Genomic DNA, 23,872 nt, shown 5'->3' with positions numbered 1-23,872 from the left:
CCGGCCAGATCCCAGATCCCAGACGGCGGAGGCTGGCGGCTTGACGGACGTCACGAACGGCCACATCGTAAGCGGGGACTCGGCTACGACTATGTCCGCACCGTGATTGATGATCACTCCCGTGTCGCCTATGCCGAGATCCACGACGACGAGAAAGGCGTCACCGCAGCAGGAGTCCTCGAACGTGCGATCACGTTCTACGCGACATTGGGTGTGAGGGTCGAGCGCGTCATCAGCGACAACGCGTTCGCCTACCGGCACTCCGCCGCGTTTCGAAGCATCATCGAAGCCCACGCAATACAGCAGAAGTTCATCAAGCCGCACTGCCCCTGGACCAACGGCAAGGTCGAACGACTCAATCGCACCCTCGCCACCGAGTGGGCGTACGCACGCGCCTGGACCTCGAACCGGGGCCGAGCTGCAGCCTTGCAGTCCTGGCTCGACTACTACAACCTAGACAGAGCCCACCTCGGCATCGGGGGCAGCACTCCCATCGACCGAATCAACAACGACCGGGTCGGTGCAGCTAGGGCCGCACCCGTGGCCTCAGCGTCGAGGACGTGCTCGGTACGACCTTCAGTATCGACCGCCGCCCCGGCGCGCGACGACGCCGACTGGGGCATGGTCCGCATCGAGGCATCAGGACTCCTGTCGATGTGCGGTCACGGCACGATCGGTGTCGACACCGTGCTCGTGGAGACCGGCATGGTCGATCGATTCTTGTCTGCTCCAATCGAAGGGCATCGGGTGTTCAGGCGGCAGAGATCTGGGACCCTCCACGCCTTCATGCCAGATGCATGAAGGAGGCGACCGATACCACGCATTCCCCACCCATTCCGGTTCGGCCGTTCACCACACTGCTTTGGGACTTGCGTCTAAACGGCCAATCTTCATACTCGAGATGAGCTCGCGCTTGCCACGTCTCTAGGGAATGATTCCTTTGGCGCTACCGGGTCCACTGGTCGGCTCAGGATCAACTCTCGTCCCGCCCAGCCCACCAGCCGATGACGTGTCCAATGTGGCAATGCATCACGGCTTCTGCGCTCTCACCATCACCGGATTCGAGCAGATCCAGAAGCTCGTGATGCTCGGCGGCGGAGCGGGAGAGCTTCTGGGTCGCCACCATGTTTGCAAGACCTGGTAGGCGGGTTTCTTTGCGTAACTGCGAGATGAGGTTGATCAAGCGAGGGTTGTCGCTGTTTGTGTTCACCGCGTAGTGGAATGCCCGATCGGCCTCGAGATATGTGGTCAGATCGCCTTCCGCCGCTCCCTGCACGATAGTGTCCGCCATCGCGCGAAGATCGGAGTAGGCGTCCGCGGGGATCTTCCCTGCGAGGTGACGCATCAGAGGCGGCTCAAGCAGCTGGCGCACGGCGACGATGTTCGCCACGTCTTCATCGCGAATCGTCGTCACACGGAAGCCCTTGTTGCGCACTGCCTCCACGAAGCCGAGCTTCTCGAGGTTCAACATCGCCTCGCGCACGGGGGTGGCCGACACGTTGAATCGGGCAGCGAGCGCCGGGGCGGAGAACACCTCGCCGGCGGGCATCTCGCCGGACCGGATGGCGGCTTCGAGCGCCACCTCCACGCGCTCGCGCAGGTTCAGTGCGGGTCGGAGGGGTGTGACAGTGGAGGAAGGGGTCATGTGCGGCCGATCGACGGGGGATGCGTGTGCACTGCGGCAGAGCACTGACTCCACAACCTACCGGACGGCGGCACGGCCCGCTGAGGTGCCGCGCCGCCGTTCGGTGGGTACTCGCCGAGCGAGCCGTTGCCGGCGATGCCTTTGCATCCGTTGCCTGGGAGGAAGGGAGCCTGCTGATACACTCTAGTTTCTTTCCAGCTAAAGCGGCATTGTCGCCATATATGGAAGGTTATATATCACATAAGGCTCGACATCCAGCGTTCAAGTCCCGCCGCGTCAATTGGTAGATCGGAGCTTAGGACCTCGTGCCCGTTCTCGGTCACTATGAGGTCGTCCTCGATGCGCACGCCGATGCCGCGAAGCTCTGGTGGCACGGTTTCGTCCCAGGCGTGAAAGTATAAACCGGGTTCGACCGTCAGCGCCATCCCCGGCCGCATCGTCGTCCCGAAATAGCCCTCATAAGATGACGCTCCGCAATCGTGCACGTCAAGGCCCAAGTGATGGCCCACGCCGCAGACAATGTAACGGCGATGGTGCTGCCCGTCGGCCGATAGCGCCTCGTCCACTGAAACTGGCAGCAGGCCCCAGTCTGAAAGCCCGCTCGCTAGGACTTCCATGCAACCGGTGTGGAAGTCGCGCCAATCGCGCCCCGGCGCGACCGCGGCTAGACCTGCACGGTGCGCGCGCTCGACCAGATCGTGCACCTCACGCTGCGCAGCGCTGAAGGTGCCGCTGGCGGGAACTGTCCGAGTGACGTCAGCGGTGTACCCGCTGCGGTTCTCCACGCCCATGTCCAACAGCAGGAGCGCCTCAGGATCGACTGGGCTCTCGGCACGTACCCAGTGCAGGATCGGCGCGTTCGCACCCGAGCCGATGATCGAGGCGTATCCGGGCGCCTGTCCCATCGTGCGCGCATAGCGGTCGAAGGTGCCTTGTAGCCAGCGCTCGCCCCCGAACTCCACGGCCCGCGGAATCTCGCGACGCACCGCTGCGAACCCGTCAACGGTGTGCTGCACTGCGCTGCGCAGCTCGCCCAGCTCCCACGCATCCTTCTCCATGCGTAATTCTGCCAGCACGCGCGCGAGCAGCGACGATCTCTCGCGACCGGCGAGCGCGGCTCCTGCGCCCCTTCCGACCACTGAGCTTCCGGCGATGAGGGCGTCCAACGGCGCCTCCAACTCCTCGAGCGATCGCACGCGCAGTTCGAGAGCGGTGTCCAATTCAGCGATGCCGGGCTGCGCGCCAACCCACAGCTCGCCGTGCGCAGGATCGGCATGGAAGGCATCAGCACCCGGTCGCGCCGGAGGTGTGATGAACAGCGTCGCAGTGTGCCCGCTGCCGGCCGGTGTCATCACCAGTACGCCGTCCTCGACGCCGAGACCGGTCAACCACAGGAAGTCGCTATGAGCGCGGAAATCGAAAAACGAGTCATTCGCGCGAACATGTGCACGCCCCGCCAACACGATCAGCGTCTGGTTATGAAGGGCGGCCGACAGTCGCTCGCGGTGCCCACGGGCGGCTTCTACTGCGCCCGGCACGACCCTTGGCGTGCGATCTGCGGAACCCCAGCCGGTGCGCATCCAGTCGGAGAATCCGGCTGCTTTCGCCAGTGACGGCATCAGCGGGTCTTGGGTACTCGTCCGAGCATTTGGGATGCTGCCCTCCCAGTCAATGACGAGGACGGTGTCGTCATAGCGGGGGCTGTGCATGTGCGTGCTGGTCATGGCGATCTCCTGGTCGATTTTGTAGGTCAACGCCCACGATGAATGTTGTCAGCGGGTGCGCAGTGTGCCGCCGAGACGTCGCTCTAGGGCGGTGAACAGCTGCTCGGCGACATCGCCGCGCACGAGTCCATCGTGTTCGTACTCGTTGGTAACCCAGGCGTTCAGCCCCTTGACGTCGCGGGCGGTTTCCAACGAGAGCCCAGCATCGACGTACATGTCGTCGAAATAGACGGCGGCCTCCACCGGCACATCCCCGGCGGTGAGACGATCTCGGTCATACAAGCGAATTGGCCATTCACCTGCCGCGAGCGCCTCGACGCCAGCCCGAAAACCGCGCAAAGCGCGAATTTCGTCGAACATCCAGGGGAACACCATCTCACCAGTGAACAGCAGGGGACGGGCTGATTCGTCGAATCCCGGATGCCGTGCGCGCTCACGCTGTGCCGCCCAGGCCGTGGGGCCGGGGCCGTAGATGCTCTCCTGCAGTGCGATGAACAGCGGATTGGTGTCGAACGCAGTCGCCGCTGCGACCGTGGAAAGGAACGTCTCACTCAGACGCGTCTGCGCTCGGTCGGCGAACGCCTCGTCGAACATCCAGTGCATCCGGTCTAATCCGGGGGCCATACCGAAATCGAATCCGAGCGTCTGCAGGCGGCGCACCGTTAGACGGTCCCCGTCGGGTAGGAGGACCTTCTCATGCTGCAGCAGATCCGCCACTCGACCGATGCGCTCCACAAGGTGCGGCGCACGCTCGCGGAACAGTTGGTTCTTCTCCGCGACACGCGGGAACGTGCGCCGGTACACCTCGGCAGGATCGGGTGCGAGCGAGGGGAGCCCGCCGGTCACGGCCGAGGCGACGATAGCCTCCGGAGCGGTCGACAGGTAGTGCATCGTGAGGAACCCGCCGTAGCTCTGACCGATCGTCCACCACTGCCTGCCCTCGTAGTGCGCCGCGCGCAGCGCCTCGAAGTCGCGCACGATCGAGTCCGCTCGATGCAAAGATAGGCGGCGGGCGGCCTCATCGGCCGGGAGCGTCTGAAGATCCGATCCCGACAGCGGGGCCGAACGGCCGGTACCGCGCTGGTCGGGGACAATCAGACGAAAGCGCGACAGCGCTGCATCGATCCAGCTGTCGCGACCGATCGGGCGCACGCCCTTACCCCCCGGCCCGCCCTGCAGATGCAGCAGCAACGGCAGTTCCTCATTGCGGCGTTCTGCGGCCACGAACTCTCGGGCGAAGAGGTCGATCGTCTCACCGGAGGGGTTGTTCCAATCGAGGGGAACCGTGGTCCAGACGTCCCGCGCGACGATTTCTTTACTGATGAAGTACTCCGTGGTCATGCGTTACATCCTGCCGATCGCGTTTAGTGAGCCCGGGTGCGCACGCGGGAGTCCAGCAGCGCATAGAACAGGTCGACGATGAGGTTGGAGAGCGCGACAAACATTCCGCCCAGCAGCACGATCGCGATGATCACCGGGCGGTCCTGCATGGATACGCTGGAGATGGCGAGGGCGCCAACGCCCTGCAATCCAAAGACCTGCTCGATTACGATGACACCGCCGAGCAGCAGTCCGATGTCGATGCCGAGCTGGGTGACCAGCGGAGGCATGGCGCTGCGGAACGCATGCACATAGATCACACGACGCTCCGTGAGTCCTTTGGCCCGTGCGGTGCGCACGTAGTCCTCGCCGAGAACATCGAGCATTTGCCCTCGGGTTAGCCGGGCGTACACCGCTGCGGTGACCAGGGCCAGAGTCAGCCAGGGCAGTGCCAGGTGCCACGCCCACTGCAGCGGATTCTCGGCGAAGGGAACATAACCTGAGGGAGGAAAGAGGAGCATTCCGAATTTCGTCGGCAGGAAGTAGAGCAGGTACAGCGCCAGCATGCCGAGCACGAACGTGGGAAAGCTGATCCCCACCAGGGCGAAGCCCTGGCCGAGGCGGTCGCGCACGCTACCGGGACGCTTGGCGGAAGCGAGGCCGATAGGGATGCCGATGGCCAGCCACACGATGACCGCGCCGAATACCAGCGACACCGTCGCTGGTATTCGGGCGAGCACCAGGTCGGCGACCGGCAGATTCGACCGGTACGAGTATCCCAGGTCGCCCTGCAGCAGGCCGCCGAGGAAGCGCAGGTACTGCTCCCAGAGCGGTTTGTCGAGACCGAGATTGGCGCGGATCTGATTCATCAAATCTTCGGTCGCCTTGTCGCCGGCGATGATACGTGCCGGGTCGGACGGGGTTACGTAGAACAGTACGAAGACGAACACGCTCAGTAGGAACAGAACGAGCAATCCGAAACCGACGCGTGAGAGCACGTAGCGGATCATGCCCTGGCTCCCTTCATAGAGGACGGATCAAGGGCGTCGCGCAGCCCGTCGCCCAGCAAATTGAAAGTGAGAGTCAACGCAAGTAGAGCCAGTCCCGGGACGAGGACCATCCACGGCGCAACCATATACATCGACCCGTTCGCGGCGTCCGCAAGCATGTTGCCCCAGCTTGGAGTCGGGGGCACGATACCCAAGCCGAGGAAGGACAGCGTCGCCTCGAAGACGATCGCGGCGGGGATCATCAGCGTCGTGTAGACGACGATTGGCACCACGAGGTTTGGCAGCACATCACGAAACATCGTCGCAACACCGGACTGGCCGATCGATCGCGCGGTTTCTACGAACTCGCGCTCACGCAACGCGAGCACTTGGCCGCGGATGACGCGGGCCAGTCCTGCCCAGCTGAAGAACACGATCACCCAGATCGACAGTTGCAGGCTCGGTCCGAGCACGGACACCGTCGCGATCGCCACCAGCAGGAACGGAACGCTCATCACCAGATCGATCAGGCGGCTGAGCACCGTGTCGACGACACCGCCAGCGAATCCTGCCGTCATCCCGATCAGGATGCCGATTGTAGCCGCAGCGAGCGATGCAACCACACCGACCAACAGCGATACTCGTGCGCCGTATGCCAGGCGCACCAGCACATCGCGGCCGAGCTGATCGGTTCCAAGCAAGAATTCTCCGTTTGGCCCTACCGGCATTCCTGCAGCCGACAGGCCGGTCTCACGGAACTGTTGCGTGGGACCGTGCCCGGTCCACTGCGCGATGAGCGGAGCGCCGACAGCGAACAGCACGATGAGAACGATCAGGATCGCCGAAACGATGCTTGCGGGATCGCGGCGCAGGCGCTGCAGGGTCAAGTGCCATGAGCTCTTGGCGGCCTTCGCTGCCTTCTCGGCTCCGCGCGACGGCAGCACGAGCGTCATCGTCTCTTTGGAGAAGACGTTCATGAGGTGACCTCCTTTGCTGGGAGTTCGAGATCGGGTGCCTCGCCGGTGAGTGTCTCCAGGAAGGATGCCGCTAGCAATCGCTTCGTGAAGGGCTCGCGCGGCGAGTTGTAGATCGTGCCAGCATTGTCGAGCTCGATGATGCGACCGCTCTCCATCACTGCGATCCGATCGCACATGTGCCTGACCACGGCCAGGTCGTGTGAGATAAAGAGGTACGTCAAACCCAGGTCGCGCTGCAGGTCGTCGAGTAGTTGCAGCACCTGAGCCTGCACGGTGACGTCCAGAGCCGACACCGGCTCGTCGAGGATGACCAAGTCAGGATTCAGCGCGATCGCGCGGGCGATGCCGATGCGCTGACGTTGGCCGCCCGAGAACTGGGATGGAAAGCGGTTGTAATGCTCAGGGTCGAGACCGACGAGCTCCAGCAGCTCGAGCACCCGGCGCTGTCGCTCCCGAGCGGTGCCCATGCCGTGCACGCGAAGCGGGTCCTCGATGATTGACCCGACTCGACGTTTCGGATTCAGTGACGAGAATGGATCCTGGAAGACCACCTGCACACGCTGCCGCATGCGCCGCCACTGAGCGCGCTTGATCTGCGAGACATCCGTGCCGTCGAAGCGCACGATGCCCTCTGAGGGTTGCACGAGACCGGCAATGGTACGCGCGAGCGTCGTCTTGCCGCATCCGCTCTCCCCCACGAGCCCGAGGGTCTCGCCGCGGCGCACCTCGAGGTTGATCCCGTCGAGCACTTTGCGGGTGACTCCGCGGCGCTGCGAGAACGACAGGCTGACATCCTTCACCTCTGCGATCGGGCCAGGCGCCGGATCGGCGGTCGGCTCGATCGGTGACTGGCGTTCGCTCTGCGTAAAGGAAGACGACTCGATGAGCGCAGCCGTGTACGGGTCCTGGGGGCGGGTGAGCACGTTTGTGCTCGTTCCCAGTTCGACCTGCTCGCCGTGGTACATCACCATCACGCGGTCTGCGACGCTGGCCATCACGCTGAGATCGTGGCTGATCATCAGCACCGTCGCTCCGAAGTCCTCCTTCATCTCACCGAGAAGCTGCAGGATCTGCGCCTGAACGGTCGAGTCGAGTGCGGTGGTGGGCTCGTCGGCGATGATCAACGCGGGGTCGAGTGAGAGGCTCATAGCGATCATCACGCGCTGGCGCATGCCTCCGGAGAACTGATGAGGGTAGGCGTCGAAGCGGGATTGGGCATCGGCGATGTGTACCTTCTCCAGCAGCTGGATCGCGCGGGCCTTCGCAGCCTGCTTCGAGACTTTGTCGTGCGCGCGGATTTGCTCGACGAGCTGCCAGCCGATTGTGTACTGCGGGTGCAGGCTCGACAGGGGATCCTGGAAGATCATGCTGATCTCCCTACCGCGTTTACGGCGCAGCTGTTCCGCGTTGAGCGAGAGCAGATCTTCGCCACGGAAGCGAACCTCGCCGGTGGTCCGGGCATTGGGGATCAGTCCCATGACTGACTGTACGAGAACAGATTTGCCCGATCCGGACTCTCCGACGATGCCAAAGAACTCGCCTTCGTTGACATCGAAGGACACATCCTTCACGGCGTGCACAGTACCGTTCTCGGTCGGGATATCAACGTGCAGCCGGGATACTTCGAGAATCGACATGCGATCCCTCCTCAAGTGATGCTGCTGTGGCGCCGGCGCCACAGCAGCATCGTCAGCAAGTGGTCACTTGTCTAGCCAGATATTGGCCCAGTCACCGTTCTGCGAGAGGGCGTAGATCGCGAAGTTCTGCACGCGGCCGGAGTGGTAGTTCGCCTTTTTCTTGGCGGCGATGCTGACAATGGGGGAGTCCTTCATCACCGTCTCATCTACCTGATGCCAGAGCTTGCCGGCTTCTTCCGGCGAGCTCGCCTCCAGCGCCCTAGCGGCGAGAGCGTTCGCCTCGTCATTGTTGTAGTCAACGTAGTTGTACGCCTGGGGAGTGCCAGTGAAGGTGAACTGCGGTTGGAAAACGCTGCGTGCCGCCCCGCCGACCCAGTCCGGCGACCAACCGACCAGCGCAATATCCCATTCGCCGCCGGCGGTGTTAGACGGGTTAGTCATGAAGTTCGCGTAGTAGTCGGTGGGTGGGACGGGGAACAGCTCGACTGTGACTCCGGCGGCCTCCAGGCTCGCCTGCACGGTTTGGGCGATATCGGGCTGCGAGCCCAGGTTGCGGTAGGGGAGCTTCAGGGTGAGATTCTCGGCGCCTGCCGCTGCAAGCAGCTCCTTTGCCTTCTCCGGGTCGGCTTTGCCGCTGCCGTCGCCGTAGTGGGAGTACTCCTCATAGCCGTTGATGCCGGGACCAAACAGACCGTTCGTCACCGTGGCGATCTCAGAGCCGCCCATGACCTGCACGACCGCGGTCTTATCGATCGCGTACTGCAGCGCCTGCCGCACCTCGGGCTTCTGCAGGGCGCTGCCGTTGTTATCGGTCTTGGTGTTGAACCACATGAACTGATCGATGCCGCCGTTCTCGAGCGTAGAGAACTTTTTGTCTCCGGTGCTCGTAAGCTGCTGAATGTTCGCGGGGCTGGGTTGAATGTCAAACAACATGTCCGCCGATCCCGCCTGCACCTGCTGCATCGCGGCATCCACCTCGATGCCCATCGTCATCTCGATGGTGTCGACATAGGCCTTGCGTAGTGGGTCGCTGTCGGCCATCCATGACGGGTTGCGCTCGAGTGTCATCTTCACGTCGGGCTTGTGCTCGGCGACGGTGTAAGGTCCGGAGGCGACGAAGTTGTTGCGGTACTCGGGGGAGTCGGGGAGATAATCCAACACCTCGACCGGAGCGGGATTCGCGGTGGCGAGGCTGAGCATACTGGTGAAGTCGGATGCTGGCTCCACCAAATGGAACACCACAGTCTTCTCATCCGGAGTCTCAACGCCCGAGATGTCGTTAGATTCAACGTACTCCTTCATTGCCGCAGCCTCCGGGGCGACCGAGGCGAAGCCGTCGCAGAATTGCGACATGCCGTCGATGAGTTCGATGAAGTAGCTCCCCAGCGCCGCGCCGACGTAAGGGTTGCAGATGCGCTTCAGGCCGCGCTCGACGTCAGCGGAGACCAAATCGCGAGCCCCGCCCGGAGCATTCCACGAGGAGCCGTCGCGCAGAGTGATGGTGTAGCTGAGTCCGTCGTCAGCTGCTGTCGGCACCTCGGTAGCGAGATCGCCCACGAGTTTCGAACGCTCATCTGGATCATTGGAGGATTCATAGCTGAGGATAGAACGGGAGATCGTACGTGTGACGCTATTCGAAGGAACGTACGCGATTAGCTGCGGGTCGAGGTGGTCGACATCCCCGTCGGCCAGCACCTTAAGAGTTCCGCCGGTTTGGCCCTCACCCTCACCTCCGGCGGAGCTCCCATTAGAGGAAGCACACCCGCTGAGCACCAGGGCCAGCGCGGACGCAGTCACTAGGGGAATGGACAGGGCTTTCGTCTTGCGAGTCATAGATTCGTCCTTGAGTCCTTGAGTCCTTGATTCGGGGGCTTGACACCTTCGATGGTGCGCAAGCCGAGGGGTACGACGCTGCGACATATAAAATAGCACATGTCAGATTTCACCCGTTCTCCATCCCGACAACCTCGTTTAGCGGGAGTGGCAGCAGAGGTACTGACCAACTAACGTGTGTTCTCGTCTTCGTGCCGTATTCACATCTGTCTGAAAACAAGAGTCGGGGATGCCCCGGTCGTCAGTTTGATCTTGTGCCCGAACTTCGTCCCACCGTTCCTGAGGTCTGACAAGGTGGCTAAAGTCAGGCAGGCATCGATTGCAATTCGTCGGACCGAACTGAGTTTCCGGCGCGTCTTGCCGTACCTAGCCGGTACGCTGGAGCGTATCCGCGCGGCTCTCGGGTGTGGAGGGGTCTCTTCGGCGCTGCTAGACAATCGGGTTTAGCACCAACCGCACCGCCCAGGGTTGTCAGCACGTGCGGTCGAACAAGGCTGGCACCGAAGTGTCCACCCCAAGGACAAGTGCGCCCTTACGCGAACGCGAGCGACCTTAAGAATTGGGAACATACGATCGTCTACGACCCCGAATTCAATATCTGGAATTGTTGTTCACATTTGAGTACCTCGTGCGCGCCTATTTGCACATACAGGTGTGGACACGAACTCGCCGAAGATGCAGGAAAAGATCTTTAGAAGTCCCAGTCCTCGTCTTCGGTCACAACGGCCTTGCCGATAACGTAGCTAGAGCCGGAACCGCTGAAGAAATCATGATTCTCATCACTACCGGGGGAGAGCGCAGCTAGAATCTCGGGGTTCACCTCGGTCTCCTGGGGAGCGAAGCGCGCGGGGTAGCCGAGGTTCATGAGCGCCTTGTTCGCGTTGTACCGTACGAAGACGGCGACGTCGTCCGTGAGTCCGAGTGGCTCGTACAGTTCACACGAATACTGGAGCTCCAGTTCGTACAGTTCATCGAGCAGGTCGTAGGTGAAGTCGCGCATTTTCTGCTGCTCGGCCTGCGAATGCGTTTCGAGGCCGCGCTGGTATTTGTAGCCGGAGTAGTAGCCGTGCACGGCCTTGTCGCGCAGGATCAACCGGATCATGTCGGCCGTGTTGGTGAGTGTGGCGTGCACCGAGAAATGCAGTGGCAGATAGAAGCCCGCATACAGCAGCAGTGAGGAGAGCAGCGTCGATGAGACCTTGCGCTTGAGCGGGTCTTGCCCGAAGTAGTGCTGCAGCACTTTCTTGCAGCGTTCCTGCAGCAGGTCGTTGCCTACGGCCCACCGGTATGCGTCATCGATCTCAGGGGTGCTGGTGAGGGTCGAGAACACCGACGAGTACGAGCGTGCGTGCACTGACTGCATGAAGGCGATGTTCGTGTAGACGGCCTCCTCGTGCTCGGTGCGGGCGTCCTGGATCTGGCAGATCTCGCCGACCGTCGCCTGCACGGTGTCGAGCATCGTGAGGCCGGTGAACACGCGCATCGTGAGCGTGCGCTCTTCCTGGCTCATCTTCTGCCAGGCGGGAATGTCGTTCGAGAGTGGCACTTTCTCGGGGAGCCAGAAGTTTGCGGTGAGCCTATTCCAGACCTCGAGGTCTTTGTCGTCGGTGACGCGGTTCCAGTTGATCGGACGCAGGCGCGCGGCAGGGTCGTGGCGGTAGGCGGGCGGAGTGACGGACAGTTCGGTGAGCGGGCGGTCGAACGCGATACTGGTCATGATGGAGTCTTTCTGGTCGGGGGGATTGGAGAGGCTAGAGGGCGCAGGATACGCAGCCCTCGATCTCGGTACCTTCGAGGGCGAGCTGCCGCAGACGGATGTAGTAGAGCGTCTTGATTCCCTTGCGCCATGCGTAGATCTGCGCCTTGTTGATATCGCGCGTCGTGGCGGTGTCCTTGAAGAACAGCGTCAGCGAGAGCCCCTGGTCGACGTGCTGGGTGGCGGCGGCGTAGGTGTCGATGATCTTCTCGGGACCGATCTCGTAGGCGTCCTCGAAGAACTCGCGGTTGTCGTCGGTCATGTGCGGGGCCGGGTAGTAGACGCGGCCGAGCTTGCCCTCTTTGCGGATCTCGATCTTCGCCGCGATCGGATGGATCGATGCCGTGGCGTGGTTGACGTAGCTAATCGACCCTGTCGGTGGCACCGCCTGCAGGTAGGCGTTGTAGGTGCCGTGCTCCCGGATCGAGTCTCGCAACTGCTCCCAGTCGGCCACGGTGGGGAGGTCGATGCCAGCCTCTGCGAACAGCTCTCGCACCCGGGCAGTAGCGGGATGCCACGCGGCCGCCGTGTATCGATCGAAGTAAGAGCCGTCGGCATAGGCCGACTGCTTGAACCCGGTAAAGGTCTCACCGCGTTCGATCGCGAGCCGGTTCGAGGCGCGCAGTGCATGGTAGGCGATGGTGCGGAAGTAGGCGTCCGTGAAGTCAATGCCTTCCTTGCTGCCGTAGTGGATGTGCTGGGAGGCGAGGTAGCCGTGCAGGTTCATCTGCCCGAGCCCGATCGCATGCGAACCCGCGTTCCCGGTCGCAACCGACGGAACGGCGTCGACATCGGTATGATCCGACACACTCGTGAGCGCCCGCACCGCCATCTCCACTGTCGCCCCGAAATCGGGCGACGCCATCGCCTGCGCGATGTTCAGCGAGCCGAGGTTGCAGGAGATATCCCGCCCGACCTGCTCGTACCCGATCGCGGGGTCGTAGGTGGAGGGGGTGTTGACCTGCAGGATCTCCGAGCACAGGTTCGACATGTTCACCCGCCCCTGGATGGCGTTCGCCCGGTTCACGGTGTCCTCGAACAGCACGTAGGGGTAGCCCGACTCGAACTGCAGTTCCGCGAGGGTCTTGAAGAACTCGCGGGCGCTGATCGTGGTCTTACGAATTCGCGGGTTCGCGACGAACTCCTCGTAGCGATTGGTTACCGACTGATCCGACAGCGGGATTCCGGTCTCGCGCAGCACATCGTACGGGCTGAAGAGATGCATCTCGCGATTCTGCTTCGCGAGTTCGAAGGTGATGTCTGGGATCACGACTCCGAGGGAGAGGGTCTTGATGCGGATCTTCTCGTCGGCATTCTCCCGCTTCGTATCGAGAAACCGCATGATGTCCGGATGGTGCGCATGCAGGTACGCAGCACCCGCACCCTGGCGGGCGCCGAGCTGGTTCGCATAGGAGAAGCTGTCCTCGAGGATCTTCATCACCGGGACGACGCCGGAGGCCTGGTTCTCGATCTGCTTGATCGGGGCGCCGGTTTCGCGCAGGTTGGTGAGCAGCAGGGCGACGCCGCCGCCGCGCTTGGAAAGCTGCAGGGCGGAGTTCACACTGCGGCCGATCGATTCGAGGTTATCCTCGAGGCGCAGCAGGAAGCAGGACACGAGCTCGCCGCGCTGCGCCTTGCCCGCATTCAAGAACGTCGGGGTCGCCGGCTGGAATCGACCCGACAACATTTCGTTGACGAAGCGCGTGGCGAGATCCCCATCGCCCTGCCCGAGGAACAGCGCGGTCGCGACGACGCGCTCCTCGAAGCCCTCAAGGTAGGTGGTGCCGTCGAAGGTCTTCAGTGCGTAGGAGGTGAAGAATTTGAACGCGCCGAGGAAGGTTTGGAAACGGTGCCCGACACCCACCGCCCGCTCGTGCAGCAGTTCCACGAAGTCCCGGTCGTAGGCGCGCAGGTATGACTCTTCGTAGTAGTCGTTCGCGATGAGCCATTCCAAGCGCTCCCACACGGATCCGAACTGCCGGGTGTTCGGTGCGACGTGCTGGGCGAGGTAGGCATCGGCGGCCTCGCGATCCTTGTCGAACTGGATCGACCCGTTCGGTGCGAAGAGGTTCAACTGTGCGTTCAGGGCGTGATAGTCCTTGCGCTCTCCAATCCCGCCACGCACCGGAGGAGCAACGGGTTCGGCGCCGGCAGTACGGGGGGTGGGTGGTGCGGTGATGGTCATGCGATTTCCTTCTCGTTCAGTGGGGAGGTCTGGCGTGCCCAGAACTCGGGGATCCCCTCGTTCACGCGAGCGATGTCGCGGCCGGTGCCGAGGAGCTCGAAGCGATACAACTCGGGAACCCGGCACTTGGCGGAGATGATGGGCCCGGCGAGGCAATAGTGCTCGCCGAAGTTTGTGTTCCCCGCGGTAATGACACCGCGGATCAAGGCCCGGTTGGCGGGGTCGTTCAAGAACTGGATCACCTGCTTCGGCACCGCTCCCGACCGCTCGCCCCCGCCGTACGTCGGGAGGACGAGCACGAACGGGCGGGTTACCCGGATCATGCCGTCGAGTCGGGGCCGTAGCGGGATCCGTGCTGCGTCACGATCAAGTCGCTCAACAAATCGCCTGGTGTTCTCCGACACGCTCGAGAAGAACAGCAGGTCGGGCGACTCCTGGCCTTCCAGCACCCGAACTTCCCGGTCGGCACGCCCCGGAAATCGGCGCTTCACACTCATACGCGAATCACTCTCCTCTCAGTCAAGAACCCAATATGTAGTAGGCGTTGGCCCGCATTTCACTAGATATAGTGTTAGCACGATCTTCGAGTGCGGGACTACGACACGCCCATGTTTGCAACTACGGGTAGCCGAACATTAGAGTTAGACGCGCTGATCATGGTGGAGTGCGGGCAGGGCGCCTCACCAGTCCACGCGGGCCGAGACCGGCCCATCGAGAATGAGTGAGGTTGTGCCATGAGCGATCCGACCAGGATCCAGATTCCTGCCGAGATTCAGAACGAGAGCATCCGTGCATTCGTGGAGGAGTGGGCCGGAGTTACCGAGCCCGACAGAATCGAGCTCGTCTCGGCTATCGATGACCCTCGGCTTCTCGGCGAAGCCCTCACCTCCGGTGAACTCCTGCCCGCAGGTGAGGGCCGCTACTACGCGAGATCCCACCCGAAGGACACCGCCCGCTCCGAGGAGCGCACGGTCGTCGCGACCTCGGATCCTGCCGATCGCGGCCGCTACAACAACTGGCGGCCAGCGAGCGAGGTGAAGCCGCTCATCGTCGAGCGGATGCGTGGCGCATCTCGCGGGAAGACGATGTACGTCGTCCCCTACCTGATGGCACCGCCCGGCACCCCGCTCTCAGCTTACGCAGCTGGCGTGGAGCTGACCGACGACCGCACGGTCGTGCTGCAGATGATCCGCATGGCCCGCGTCGGCCTCGAGCACTTCGACGGGCTCACCGACGCGGACTTCTTCGTCCGCGGCGTACAGGTCACCGGCGATCCCGATACGCTCGGGCACGGCACGCCTGAGGATGCGCGCTTGTTTGCGACCATCGCCGACGAGCGCACGATCCTCCACTACGGCTCCGCTTACGGTGGGAACGCACTGTTAGGGAAGATCGCCCACGGCCTGCGCCAGGCCTCCTACGACGGCTACACCTCCGGGAAGTTTCTCGCGGAGCAGTTCCTGCTGCTTGGCATCCGCGATCGGAAGACCGGGGAGACGACCCATGTATGTGGCGGGTTCCCGAGCGCGTCGGGCAAGACCAATCTCGCGATGTCCCTGCCACCGGACGCGCTCGGCGACCGGTACCGCGTCGATTTCTTCGGTGACGATATCGCCTGGATGTGGATCGACGACGAGGGTCGCTTGCGGGCGATCAACCCCGAGAACGGCGCATTCGGAGTCGCGAAAGACACGAACGAGCACACAAACCCGACCGCGATGGCCGCGATCGCGGAGGGCTCCGGCACGATCTTCACCAACACCGCCTACAACCACCTCACCGGCGACGTGTGGTGGGAAGGCCTCACCCTGCAACCGCCCGCGGAACTCGACGGCTGGCTCGACTGGACCGGCGCCCCGATCGCCGACCGCGGCCCCGACCAGCAGGATGCTCCGTGGGCGCACCCGAACAGCCGGTTCACGATCCCGCTCGCACAGATCCCGAATCTCGCCGCCGATGCAGCAGACCCCGCAGGTGTTGTGGTCGACGCGATCATCTTCGGGGGACGCACCCGCGACCGCGAACCCCTGATCCGCGCCATCGATGACCCCGCAGTCGGCGTCTACGATGGCCTCACCCTGGGAGCGGAGGCGACGTTCGCTGCGGAAGGTATCGACGGACAGCTCAGATACGACCCGATGTCGATGCGGCCGTTCTTCTCCTACTCCGAGGGACGCTACGCCCAGCACTGGTTGAGTCTTCTCCGGCAGGTGAGGGAACTGCCGGTGTTCGCGCACGTCAACTGGTTCCAACGGGACCCCGAGGACGGCCATTACCTCTGGCCCGGCTACCGCGAGAACCTCCGCGCCCTGAACTGGCTCATGCGCTACCGAGCAGGGGACGCCCACGGGCGGCCCACGCCGGTAGGTGTCATTCCTACGGCGGAGGAGCTCGATCTCACCGGCCTCGATATTCCCGCTGAGGATCTCGACCGGCTGCTGCGAATCGACACGAAGCGCTGGATGGAGGAAGTGCAGCATCGGCAGGGGCACCTCGCGAGCCTGCCCGATGTTCCACGTGAGATCTTGGACGTCCACGAGGCCCTCAGTACGGCACTCACCAGGCAGGCCGCCTCGGCAGGTCACGAGCACCCCAGATCCCGCCCTGGTTGCACTCACCCCGACATTCACTGATACTGGAAGGCTGCCTCTCTTGAAGATCACCAGGAAGTTCCGCGCCGGAGTCGCGATCATTGCGATTGCCGCACTCAGTCTCACTGCCTGTGCGAACACCGGAAATACTGAGCCCGGCGGGGATGGTCATCCGCTCAAGGTCTACGCGACCACCGGATACCTCGCCGACGCGGTGGCGAACATCGCGCCCGATGCGGAGGTCACAACCATGGTCGGCCCCGGTGGGGACCCGCACACCTACCAGCCGTCGACGAAGGACATCGAGACAATCCAGAACTCGGATCTGGTGTTTTGGAACGGTTTGCATCTTGAAGCGCAGATGACGGACATGCTCACCAGTCTCGGCGACCGGCAGCTCGCCGTCGGTGACCAGCTCCCGGAGAACCTCCTCCTTGACTGGCCCGAAACCGACGACCAGGGAAACCCGCTCCATGATCCGCACGTCTGGAACAGCCCCGAGGCATGGTCACTCGTGGTGGAGTACGTCGCCGACAAATTCGGGGAGATCGACCCCGAGAACGCGGACAAGTACCAAGCAAACGCTAACGCCTACCTCGACGAGATCGATGCGGCCGTCACTGAAGCGCACGAACTGCTTGGCGACGGGAAGATCGAGCCGCGCATCCTCATCACCGGGCATGACGCATTCAACTACTTCGGGCAGACCTTCGACCTCGAGGTGTATGCCACCGACTTCGTCTCGACCGAGGCGAAGCTCAGCGCGGGTGAGCTGTCGGAGCTTGCGCAGCTCATTGCCGACAACGCGGTGCCGGTGATTTTCCAGGACAACCAGGCCAATCCCCAGGCCATCACGAGCCTGAAAGAGGCCGTCCGGTCACTCGGGTGGCAGGTCGAGGTGTCCAGTGAGGAACTGTTTGCGGACTCTCTGGGTGCGGAGGCTTCTGTGAACACCTATGTCGGTGCGTTCTTGCACAACGCGCACGCTGTTGCGGAAGCGCTGAAAGCATCTGGAGAGTAGAAAGTGACACGCCTGAACAGCACACACGAACCCCACTCCGGAACGGATTCGCTCCGAGAACACACGACTCTTCTTGCCTGCCGTACCCGTTACCTCTCCGTCGCTTATCATGCGGAGCCGGTACTGCGCAGCGTGGACTTCACGGTGCCCCAGGGGGTGGTGATGGGGATCGTCGGGCCGAACGGGGCAGGGAAGTCGACGCTCATCAAGGCCATGCTCGGTCTCGTGAAGCCGCTGACCGGCACTTCCGAGTTCTTCGGGCAGCCCCTCGCACGCACGCGGAAACGGGTCGGCTACATGCCGCAATCGACCAGCGTCGACTGGGACTTCCCGACTACCGTGCTCGATGTGGTCACGATGGGCACCTACGGCTCCCTCGGCTGGATCCGTCGCCCCGGGAAGCGCGAGCGTGAGCGTGCGGTCGCGGCTCTTGAGCAGACCGGGATCCCGGATCTCGCGTCCCGGCAGATCGGGGAGCTCTCCGGCGGGCAGCGGCAGCGCGTGTTCCTCGCCCGTACGCTGGTGCAGGCCCCGGATCTGTACTTCATGGACGAGCCGTTCCAAGGCATCGACGCGAAGAGTCAGCAGGCCATCGTCTCCGTGCTGCACACGCTCAGGGAGCAGGGCAAGACGGTGGTGATCGTGCACCATGACCTCGCCACCGTGCGTGACTACTGCGACCATGTCACCCTGCTGAACCGCCGCGTCGTGGCCTCGGGTCCGGCCGAGGAATCGTTCACGCGGGAGAACATCCGCACCGCGTACGAGGTCACGGCAGGAGACGACGCGTTCCTGGAGTTCGCGTCGTGAGCCTGATCGAATTCCTCAGCAACCACACCTACCGGATGGTGCTCTTCGGCACCATGACCATCGGGCTCGTCGCCGGCGCGCTCGGGTCCTTTGCCTATCTGCGCAAGCAGTCGCTCATCAGCGATGTGATCTCCCATGCGGCGCTGCCCGGCACGCTGCTCGCGTTCCTCACCGCGGTCGTCGTACTGGGCGCGGACGGCCGCAACATGATCGCACTGATCATCGGCGCGGTCATCGTCGGAACGCTCGCGGTGCTCTTCGCCAACGGCGTGACCCGGGTCTCGAAGATCCGCATCGACACCGCGATGGCCGTGTCCCTCACGGTCTTCTTCGGCGGCGGCATGCTGCTCATGCGGATCATCGCGAACGGAGCCTTCCCGGGCAAGGGCGGCATCCAGGACTACCTCTTCGGCAACGCCTCCGTGATCACGATCGCCGACCTGACCACGAGCATCACCGTGGGCGCCCTCGCCCTCGCCCTGATGCTGGTGTTCTGGAAGGAATTCGCGCTGCGCACCTTCGACCCGGATCACTCCACGGTGCTCGGGTTCAGGGCGCGCACGATCGACACGCTCATGTTCACGACGATCGTCATCGCGACCGTAATCGGCGTGAAGGCCGTCGGCCTCGTGCTCATGGTCGCGTTCGTTGTCACCCCGCCCGCTGCAGCCAGGCAATGGACGCGCACCCTGCAGGGCATGGTCGCCTTGTCCGCCGCGTTCGGCGCGGTCGGCAGCGGCGCCGGAGCCTACCTGTCGATCGTGCTCGGCAAGGTGCCGACCGGCCCGCTCATCGTGATCACGCTGTTCGCGATCTTCCTCCTCTCGCTGCTGTTCTCCCCCCGGCGCAGCATCATCACCCGCGCCGTCTCACGCGCGCGTGCACGCACAACCCTGAAACGCGAACTCCTCATGGAAGGAGGACACCCATGAGCTTCGTTCTCGGAACTATGCTCCTCGCGGTGATCACCGCCTTGGCTTGCGCGCTCCCCGGCGTATTCGTGGTGCTCCGACGCAACTCGATGCTGGTCGACGCGATCAGCCATTCAATCCTGCCGGGGATCATCTTCGGCTACTTCTTCACCCACAACTTCAACTCTCCCTTCATGATCACCGCCGCCGCCCTCGCCGGCCTTGCCGTCGTGCTCGGCAGCGAATGGCTCACCCGCACAGGCTTGCTCACCGGCGACGCCCCGCAAGGCCTCATCTTCCCCGCCCTGTTCAGCGCCGGAGTGATCCTCGTCACACTCGAGTTCGCGAACATTCACCTCGACACGCACATGGTGCTCGCCGGAGATCTCAATATCGCGGCCTGGGAACCGCTCATCATCGCAGGAACACGAGTCGGGCCCGCCTACCTGTATGTGATGTTCGGCGTACTTCTCATCAACGCCATATTCCTCGCACTGTTCTACTCGAAGCTGAAAGTCACCACCTTCGACCCTCAGTTCGCGACCAGCCTCGGCATCCAATCCGGACTAATGAACACAGCATTCATGTTCCTCGTCTCCGTCACCGTCACCGCCGCATTCAACGCCGCAGGCGCGATCCTCGTGATCGCACTCGTCGTCGTACCGGCAGCGACCGCGTACCTGCTCGCCACCCGCCTTCCGGTGATGATCGCACTCACCGCGCTCATCGCCGTCGCCGGAGCGCTCGCCGGGTTCTGGGTCGCCTACGTTTTGAACGCCGCTACAAGTGCAGGCATGTCAGTGTTCTATGGTCTCGTATTTGCCGCGGTACTCATCGTCACGAAATCGCGCCAAGGTCGGATCCAGCGCCGGCACCAACCTGCCGTGTTGTCGTGAGCGCGCAGGCACGTGCATGTCGACTCCGAGAAATGCCACGATCATCCCGTACCTCAAAACGATTTGGATCCTGCAGAATGAAGAAATGGCCCGCGTCGGCGTCACGATCCTCAGCGAACGGCTCTCGAAAGCTACTGCCACCGTGTCTCAGACCGTTCGCACGCTCGCAGACGCGCGGCTCATCCACCACGAACCGTACGGGCCGATCGAGCTCACCCTCAAGGGTGAGCAACTCGCTCTCAAAGTAATACGCAACGACCGGGTCGCCCGCGCCTTCCTCTATCGGGTCCTCGACTACCCGTGGCCGGACGTCGCGAGAGAAGCCAACACACTCATGCTCGTGCTCCACGATGACCTCGCAAATCGCCTACATCAGGTGTCAGGCTCGCCGCTCACCGATCCCTACGGCAACCCCATCCCTGGAACCAAAGGAGAACCGAACGCGCGGAAAGGTCGTCCGTTGGGTGATCAGCCCAGAGGCGTCGAGCTCGAGATCCTGCGTGTCTCCGATACGGATCAAGCGCTACTCGACCGCTTTGATGTCCTCGGCCTCACTCCAGGCCAACTTGTTCGCATCGAGCATATGGATCACACGACCGGGGTGATCTATGGAACCTGCAACAACACGGCGCTCACGATCGGAGTCCAGGCTGCCTCCCGGGTCCTTACCGCAAGGTCGGATGGGAAGGAGCACCCGAAGCCGACTCAGTCCAGTAGCTCCACCCAGACCGCATCGGTGGCCGCGCGCCCCAGCGTGAGCCGTCCGGACCGACCATCGACGAGAACCTCAGTCACGTCCGAATAGGGCGCACTCGGATACGCCTCGAGGGCCGTGCCGAAGCGAATGCCGTTCTCCGCGAAGAACTGCAGCAGCTGCGGATCATCGTCAGAGATGCGCTCCACCCGCGCCCGCTGCCCAGGCGCCAGCGCAGTCAGTAAGATGGCGTCGGGGCGGCCCACGGTCCCGTCCGCAGACGGGATCGGATCACCGTGCGGGTCTCGATCAGGATGCCCGAGGAGCTCGGCAAGACGCTCGATCAGGAAATCGGATACCGCGTGCTCGAGTACCTCGGCCTCGTCATGCACCTGATCCCACCGATACCCGAGCGTCTCCACGAGGAACGTCTCGATCAGACGATGCCGACGCACCATCGTCACCGCAGGCTCCTGCCCCTCCGGCGTCAGAGTCACTGCACCATACGGGGCGTGCTCGAGAAGCCCCTGCTCAGTGAGCTTCCGAACCGCGTCTGAGACGGAGGAGAGCTTTAACCCCATCCGATCCGATATCAGCTTCGGCGTCACCGGGCTCTCCGACCACTCCGCTAACGTCCACACCGCCTTCAGATAATCTTGACTACTCGCAGACAAATTAGAGACGGACACCACGACAGGATAACGCGCCAGGATCAGACGATGGTGCATCGTAGTCAGAACCTTGGATTCGTGGATTGAGAGACACTAGAGGCGCACGATCGCGACGGGGTGGAAGTAGGTATCGATTCGTGTGGCTACCTGGATCTGTCATTCGCCAGCGACCGACATCGTCAGCAGTGCTTCCTCCTCACCGGTATCTGGATGGATCCGTGGGGCCACAGTGAAGGGGCCGTGTTGCTGTTCCGGGAGTAGCGCCTCGAGGGTAACCTCTTCGACCATGACGGGTTCGTCGTGGTCTTCGAATCGGAATGAGAGCGTGTTCTCGCCTCTGACCACGGGAGCGATAGCGCCGTCGACGGTGAGCCCTAGAGACCTTGTATAGAGGGGTGCCCCCTCGACCGTAACCGCGGGGATTCGCCGGCGTCGTGGTGTTCGTCTGGGGTGTTCGGGCTGATGCTGCTGAGAAACTCGGTGACCGCGATGAGGAGCAGGGCTTTGGCGGTAAGAGTATGGCGCAGGCTCCCCATTGCCGGCGTTCGCTGAACTGCCTAGTGATGCAGAGCGACAGGTGAAGTCGGTACCGTGCGGCGAGCAGGATCACGGCTACGACGACGCCGAGCTTGATGCGCAAAATACGTCCTTAGTCGCTGCCGAAGAGCGTATCCAAGGCACTGCCGACGAAGATGGCGATGAAGGTGCCGCTGATCGCGAGCATACAGATTTAGTTTAGCGTGGATCAGGAGGGCCTTTTTGGGTGTGAAGCGGTTTTCTAGACAGCTCCACTTCACAACAGAAAGCCATCTCGCCCTGAACTCACCCGTGGTTCACGAAACAACGTCCCCAAAACATCACGCCTAGCCCACCATCCTGCTAAAACTTCGTTGCTTACGCGATATATCCGAGATAAACCGCGCGGGTAGCGAAGTTTCAGCAGGACGGGCTCAGCGTGCAGCGAGGCAGGTCTGGACCATGACGGTGGCGGCGGGGCCGAGCCGGGACACGTCGTAGCGCATCGCTGAGTCATGCAGGCCGGGTGTCACGTCCGCGCCAACCGCCAGCATCGCGGCCTGCAACTCCGGCCGCCGCAGCGTATAACAGTGGAAGTCATCCGAGCCGGAGGTCACGGCACGGGGGGGAACCGTCGGCAGTGCGCTCGATCGAGGCGGCGAGCAGGGCCTCAGTCTCCTCACCACCGAATGCGGCTGGTACGAAGTTCTCCGCCTCCAGCACGATCTCACTGCCGTATAGCTCAGCGTGGCAGCTCCCGATCCGGCGCACGCCCTTGCGCAACTGGGCCATCGCATCGTTCGTCTGCGCTCGTAAGTCGATCCCGAACGACACCGATCTGGGGATCCCATTGAGATTACCACTGCCTGAGGGTAGCTTCGTGAACTTCGCGGAGTGCGAAACCTGCGGGTCAGCGCGCGATTCGGCGACCTGCGACGCGAAGGTGGCCGCCACCTCGATCGCGTTGACCCCTAGATTGGGGCGCGCGCCATAGTGGTCGCTCCCGAGGATCTTTCCGCGCACGAAACAGCACGAGCCATGCGAGATCGAAGGCGCGAAGAGGGGGCTGGAAGCTCGTTTCCCGGCCGCAGATGCACCCCGAAGAGGTAGCTCAGCTCGTCGGTCACCCCGAGCTCGGCGACTGAAGCCGCACCGTTCCCCTGTTCCTCAGCGGGCTGAAACACCGCGCGCACGGCGTGCGACAACTCATTCGACCGCTCCGCCAGCCGTAGCATCGTCTCCGCGACGATCGCGAGGTTCGCGTCGTGACCGCACGAGTGCGCGATCATGGTTCCCTCGGGGGTCTCGTGCGCAAGCGCGTCGAGGTCCCCACGCATTCCCACGAGAGGCGTCCCGGGTCCGACATCTAGGATGAAGTCGGGAAAGTCCCCGAAATGCTGGGGCTTGAGCCCTGCGTCGTTCAGCAATCGGGCAAGGTAGTCGGAGGTGCAGGTCTCCCGCCAGATCGTCTCCGCATGCGCGGCCAGGTGAGACCGGATCCCGACGACACGTGAGTCGTCAGTTGTCACCGGGATCGCGTCGCCAACCATCAGGCTGGCACTCCCAGATGGCGCCAACGACGAGGACGAGTGCCGCGATCACGAGCCACGCCGCGATGAGCTTCCAGACGAACTTGACCCACAGCTCGTAGGGGATCCGAGCGACGGCGAGATACCCCATGAGCGCGCCGGGGGTT

The 23,872-nt window shown here is 63.0% G+C and carries 20 protein-coding genes and 2 pseudogenes; 8 read left to right on the top strand and 14 right to left on the bottom strand.

Features of this window, described 5'->3' with window-relative positions:
• Positions 1–12: 12 nt before the first annotated feature.
• Positions 13–507, top strand: a pseudogene (locus tag JSQ98_RS09585) (integrase core domain-containing protein); the annotation flags it as partial.
• Positions 508–594: 87 nt separating this feature from the next.
• Positions 595–714 (top strand): annotated as a pseudogene (locus tag JSQ98_RS15080) (proline racemase family protein); the annotation flags it as partial.
• Positions 715–973: 259 nt separating this feature from the next.
• Here the strand turns inward: JSQ98_RS15080 and JSQ98_RS09575 are convergent.
• From JSQ98_RS09575 to nrdI, 10 genes are all read right to left on the bottom strand, one after another.
• Positions 974–1,645, bottom strand: coding sequence for a GntR family transcriptional regulator (locus JSQ98_RS09575; protein WP_211649465.1), 672 nt, complete (start codon positions 1,643–1,645; stop codon positions 974–976).
• A 236-nt stretch (positions 1,646–1,881) separates the two neighbouring features.
• Complete coding sequence (locus tag JSQ98_RS09570; protein WP_249290799.1) at positions 1,882–3,369, bottom strand: aminopeptidase P family protein; 1,488 nt, start codon at positions 3,367–3,369, stop codon at positions 1,882–1,884.
• 48 nt (positions 3,370–3,417) lie between these two features.
• The gene (locus JSQ98_RS09565) at positions 3,418–4,710 is read right to left on the bottom strand and encodes an alpha/beta fold hydrolase (RefSeq protein WP_211649464.1); all 1,293 of its coding nucleotides are present in this window, start codon (positions 4,708–4,710) and stop codon (positions 3,418–3,420) included.
• Positions 4,711–4,733: 23 nt separating this feature from the next.
• Positions 4,734–5,699: an ABC transporter permease gene (locus JSQ98_RS09560; RefSeq protein WP_211649462.1), complete on the bottom strand. Its 966-nt coding sequence runs from the start codon at positions 5,697–5,699 to the stop codon at positions 4,734–4,736.
• On the bottom strand, positions 5,696–6,655 hold the full coding sequence (locus JSQ98_RS09555; protein ID WP_249290798.1) for an ABC transporter permease: 960 nt from the start codon (positions 6,653–6,655) through the stop codon (positions 5,696–5,698). The genes JSQ98_RS09560 and JSQ98_RS09555 overlap by 4 nt, the downstream gene beginning before the upstream one ends.
• Positions 6,652–8,292, bottom strand: coding sequence for an ABC transporter ATP-binding protein (locus tag JSQ98_RS09550; protein ID WP_211649460.1), 1,641 nt, complete (start codon positions 8,290–8,292; stop codon positions 6,652–6,654). The genes JSQ98_RS09555 and JSQ98_RS09550 overlap by 4 nt, the downstream gene beginning before the upstream one ends.
• Before the next feature lie 63 nt (positions 8,293–8,355).
• Entirely contained in the window at positions 8,356–10,125 is a 1,770-nt protein-coding gene (locus JSQ98_RS09545) for an ABC transporter substrate-binding protein (protein WP_211649459.1), read from the bottom strand.
• Between the two features lie 691 nt (positions 10,126–10,816).
• A complete protein-coding gene (gene nrdF / locus JSQ98_RS09540) occupies positions 10,817–11,842 on the bottom strand; it encodes a class 1b ribonucleoside-diphosphate reductase subunit beta (RefSeq protein ID WP_211649458.1) in 1,026 nt (341 codons plus the stop codon).
• A 34-nt stretch (positions 11,843–11,876) separates the two neighbouring features.
• On the bottom strand, positions 11,877–14,066 hold the full coding sequence (nrdE, locus tag JSQ98_RS09535; RefSeq protein ID WP_211649457.1) for a class 1b ribonucleoside-diphosphate reductase subunit alpha: 2,190 nt from the start codon (positions 14,064–14,066) through the stop codon (positions 11,877–11,879).
• The gene (gene nrdI / locus JSQ98_RS09530; RefSeq protein ID WP_211649456.1) at positions 14,063–14,563 is read right to left on the bottom strand and encodes a class Ib ribonucleoside-diphosphate reductase assembly flavoprotein NrdI; all 501 of its coding nucleotides are present in this window, start codon (positions 14,561–14,563) and stop codon (positions 14,063–14,065) included. The genes nrdE and nrdI overlap by 4 nt, the downstream gene beginning before the upstream one ends.
• A gap of 237 nt (positions 14,564–14,800) precedes the next feature.
• Here nrdI and JSQ98_RS09525 point away from each other — a divergent pair, with 237 nt between their 5' ends.
• From JSQ98_RS09525 to JSQ98_RS09500, 6 genes are read left to right on the top strand one after another with little or no spacing between them, the layout of a single operon-like run.
• Positions 14,801–16,699 (top strand): phosphoenolpyruvate carboxykinase (GTP), encoded by a 1,899-nt coding sequence (locus JSQ98_RS09525; protein ID WP_211649455.1) that lies wholly within the window; start codon positions 14,801–14,803, stop codon positions 16,697–16,699.
• 19 nt (positions 16,700–16,718) lie between these two features.
• Positions 16,719–17,678 (top strand): metal ABC transporter substrate-binding protein, encoded by a 960-nt coding sequence (locus JSQ98_RS09520; RefSeq protein ID WP_211650569.1) that lies wholly within the window; start codon positions 16,719–16,721, stop codon positions 17,676–17,678.
• 12 nt (positions 17,679–17,690) lie between these two features.
• A complete protein-coding gene (locus JSQ98_RS09515) occupies positions 17,691–18,488 on the top strand; it encodes a metal ABC transporter ATP-binding protein (RefSeq protein ID WP_430413603.1) in 798 nt (265 codons plus the stop codon).
• A complete protein-coding gene (locus JSQ98_RS09510; RefSeq protein ID WP_211649454.1) occupies positions 18,485–19,420 on the top strand; it encodes a metal ABC transporter permease in 936 nt (311 codons plus the stop codon). Before JSQ98_RS09515 ends, JSQ98_RS09510 begins: the two co-directional genes overlap by 4 nt.
• Positions 19,417–20,295, top strand: coding sequence for a metal ABC transporter permease (locus JSQ98_RS09505; RefSeq protein WP_211649450.1), 879 nt, complete (start codon positions 19,417–19,419; stop codon positions 20,293–20,295). Before JSQ98_RS09510 ends, JSQ98_RS09505 begins: the two co-directional genes overlap by 4 nt.
• 16 nt (positions 20,296–20,311) lie before the next feature.
• Positions 20,312–21,100 carry a metal-dependent transcriptional regulator gene (locus JSQ98_RS09500; RefSeq protein WP_211649449.1) on the top strand — a complete coding sequence of 263 codons (789 nt, stop codon included), beginning with the start codon at positions 20,312–20,314 and terminating at the stop codon, positions 21,098–21,100.
• On the opposite strand, the gene JSQ98_RS09495 is transcribed toward JSQ98_RS09500, so the two are convergent.
• The 4 genes from JSQ98_RS09495 to JSQ98_RS09480 form a co-directional block, all read right to left on the bottom strand.
• A complete protein-coding gene (locus JSQ98_RS09495) occupies positions 21,001–21,678 on the bottom strand; it encodes a metal-dependent transcriptional regulator (protein ID WP_211649448.1) in 678 nt (225 codons plus the stop codon). The genes JSQ98_RS09500 and JSQ98_RS09495 overlap by 100 nt on opposite strands.
• A 1,095-nt stretch (positions 21,679–22,773) precedes the next feature.
• Positions 22,774–23,199, bottom strand: a complete 426-nt coding sequence (locus JSQ98_RS15270; RefSeq protein WP_211649447.1) for a peptidase dimerization domain-containing protein — start codon at positions 23,197–23,199, stop codon at positions 22,774–22,776.
• Positions 23,148–23,513, bottom strand: coding sequence for a M20/M25/M40 family metallo-hydrolase (locus JSQ98_RS15520; protein WP_430413602.1), 366 nt, complete (start codon positions 23,511–23,513; stop codon positions 23,148–23,150). Before JSQ98_RS15520 ends, JSQ98_RS15270 begins: the two co-directional genes overlap by 52 nt.
• Before the next feature lie 181 nt (positions 23,514–23,694).
• Entirely contained in the window at positions 23,695–23,856 is a 162-nt protein-coding gene (locus JSQ98_RS09480; RefSeq protein WP_211649445.1) for a hypothetical protein, read from the bottom strand.
• Positions 23,857–23,872 lie beyond the last annotated feature (16 nt).

This window comes from Leucobacter manosquensis, assembly GCF_018304845.1.
Taxonomy (GTDB): Bacteria; Actinomycetota; Actinomycetes; order Actinomycetales; family Microbacteriaceae; genus Leucobacter; species Leucobacter alluvii.
This window is presented reverse-complemented; position numbering and strand designations above follow the sequence as displayed.

Coding starts and splice junctions, on each gene's coding strand:
- JSQ98_RS09575 (WP_211649465.1), bottom strand. CDS start 1,645: ATGACCCCTTCCTCCACTGTCACACCCCTCCGACCCGCACTGAACCTG.
- JSQ98_RS09570 (WP_249290799.1), bottom strand. CDS start 3,369: ATGACCAGCACGCACATGCACAGCCCCCGCTATGACGACACCGTCCTC.
- JSQ98_RS09565 (WP_211649464.1), bottom strand. CDS start 4,710: ATGACCACGGAGTACTTCATCAGTAAAGAAATCGTCGCGCGGGACGTC.
- JSQ98_RS09560 (WP_211649462.1), bottom strand. CDS start 5,699: ATGATCCGCTACGTGCTCTCACGCGTCGGTTTCGGATTGCTCGTTCTG.
- JSQ98_RS09555 (WP_249290798.1), bottom strand. CDS start 6,655: ATGAACGTCTTCTCCAAAGAGACGATGACGCTCGTGCTGCCGTCGCGC.
- JSQ98_RS09550 (WP_211649460.1), bottom strand. CDS start 8,292: ATGTCGATTCTCGAAGTATCCCGGCTGCACGTTGATATCCCGACCGAG.
- JSQ98_RS09545 (WP_211649459.1), bottom strand. CDS start 10,125: ATGACTCGCAAGACGAAAGCCCTGTCCATTCCCCTAGTGACTGCGTCC.
- nrdF (WP_211649458.1), bottom strand. CDS start 11,842: ATGACCAGTATCGCGTTCGACCGCCCGCTCACCGAACTGTCCGTCACT.
- nrdE (WP_211649457.1), bottom strand. CDS start 14,066: ATGACCATCACCGCACCACCCACCCCCCGTACTGCCGGCGCCGAACCC.
- nrdI (WP_211649456.1), bottom strand. CDS start 14,563: ATGAGTGTGAAGCGCCGATTTCCGGGGCGTGCCGACCGGGAAGTTCGG.
- JSQ98_RS09525 (WP_211649455.1), top strand. CDS start 14,801: ATGAGCGATCCGACCAGGATCCAGATTCCTGCCGAGATTCAGAACGAG.
- JSQ98_RS09505 (WP_211649450.1), top strand. CDS start 19,417: ATGAGCTTCGTTCTCGGAACTATGCTCCTCGCGGTGATCACCGCCTTG.
- JSQ98_RS09500 (WP_211649449.1), top strand. CDS start 20,312: ATGTCGACTCCGAGAAATGCCACGATCATCCCGTACCTCAAAACGATT.
- JSQ98_RS15520 (WP_430413602.1), bottom strand. CDS start 23,513: ATGCGTGGGGACCTCGACGCGCTTGCGCACGAGACCCCCGAGGGAACC.
- JSQ98_RS09480 (WP_211649445.1), bottom strand. CDS start 23,856: ATGGGGTATCTCGCCGTCGCTCGGATCCCCTACGAGCTGTGGGTCAAG.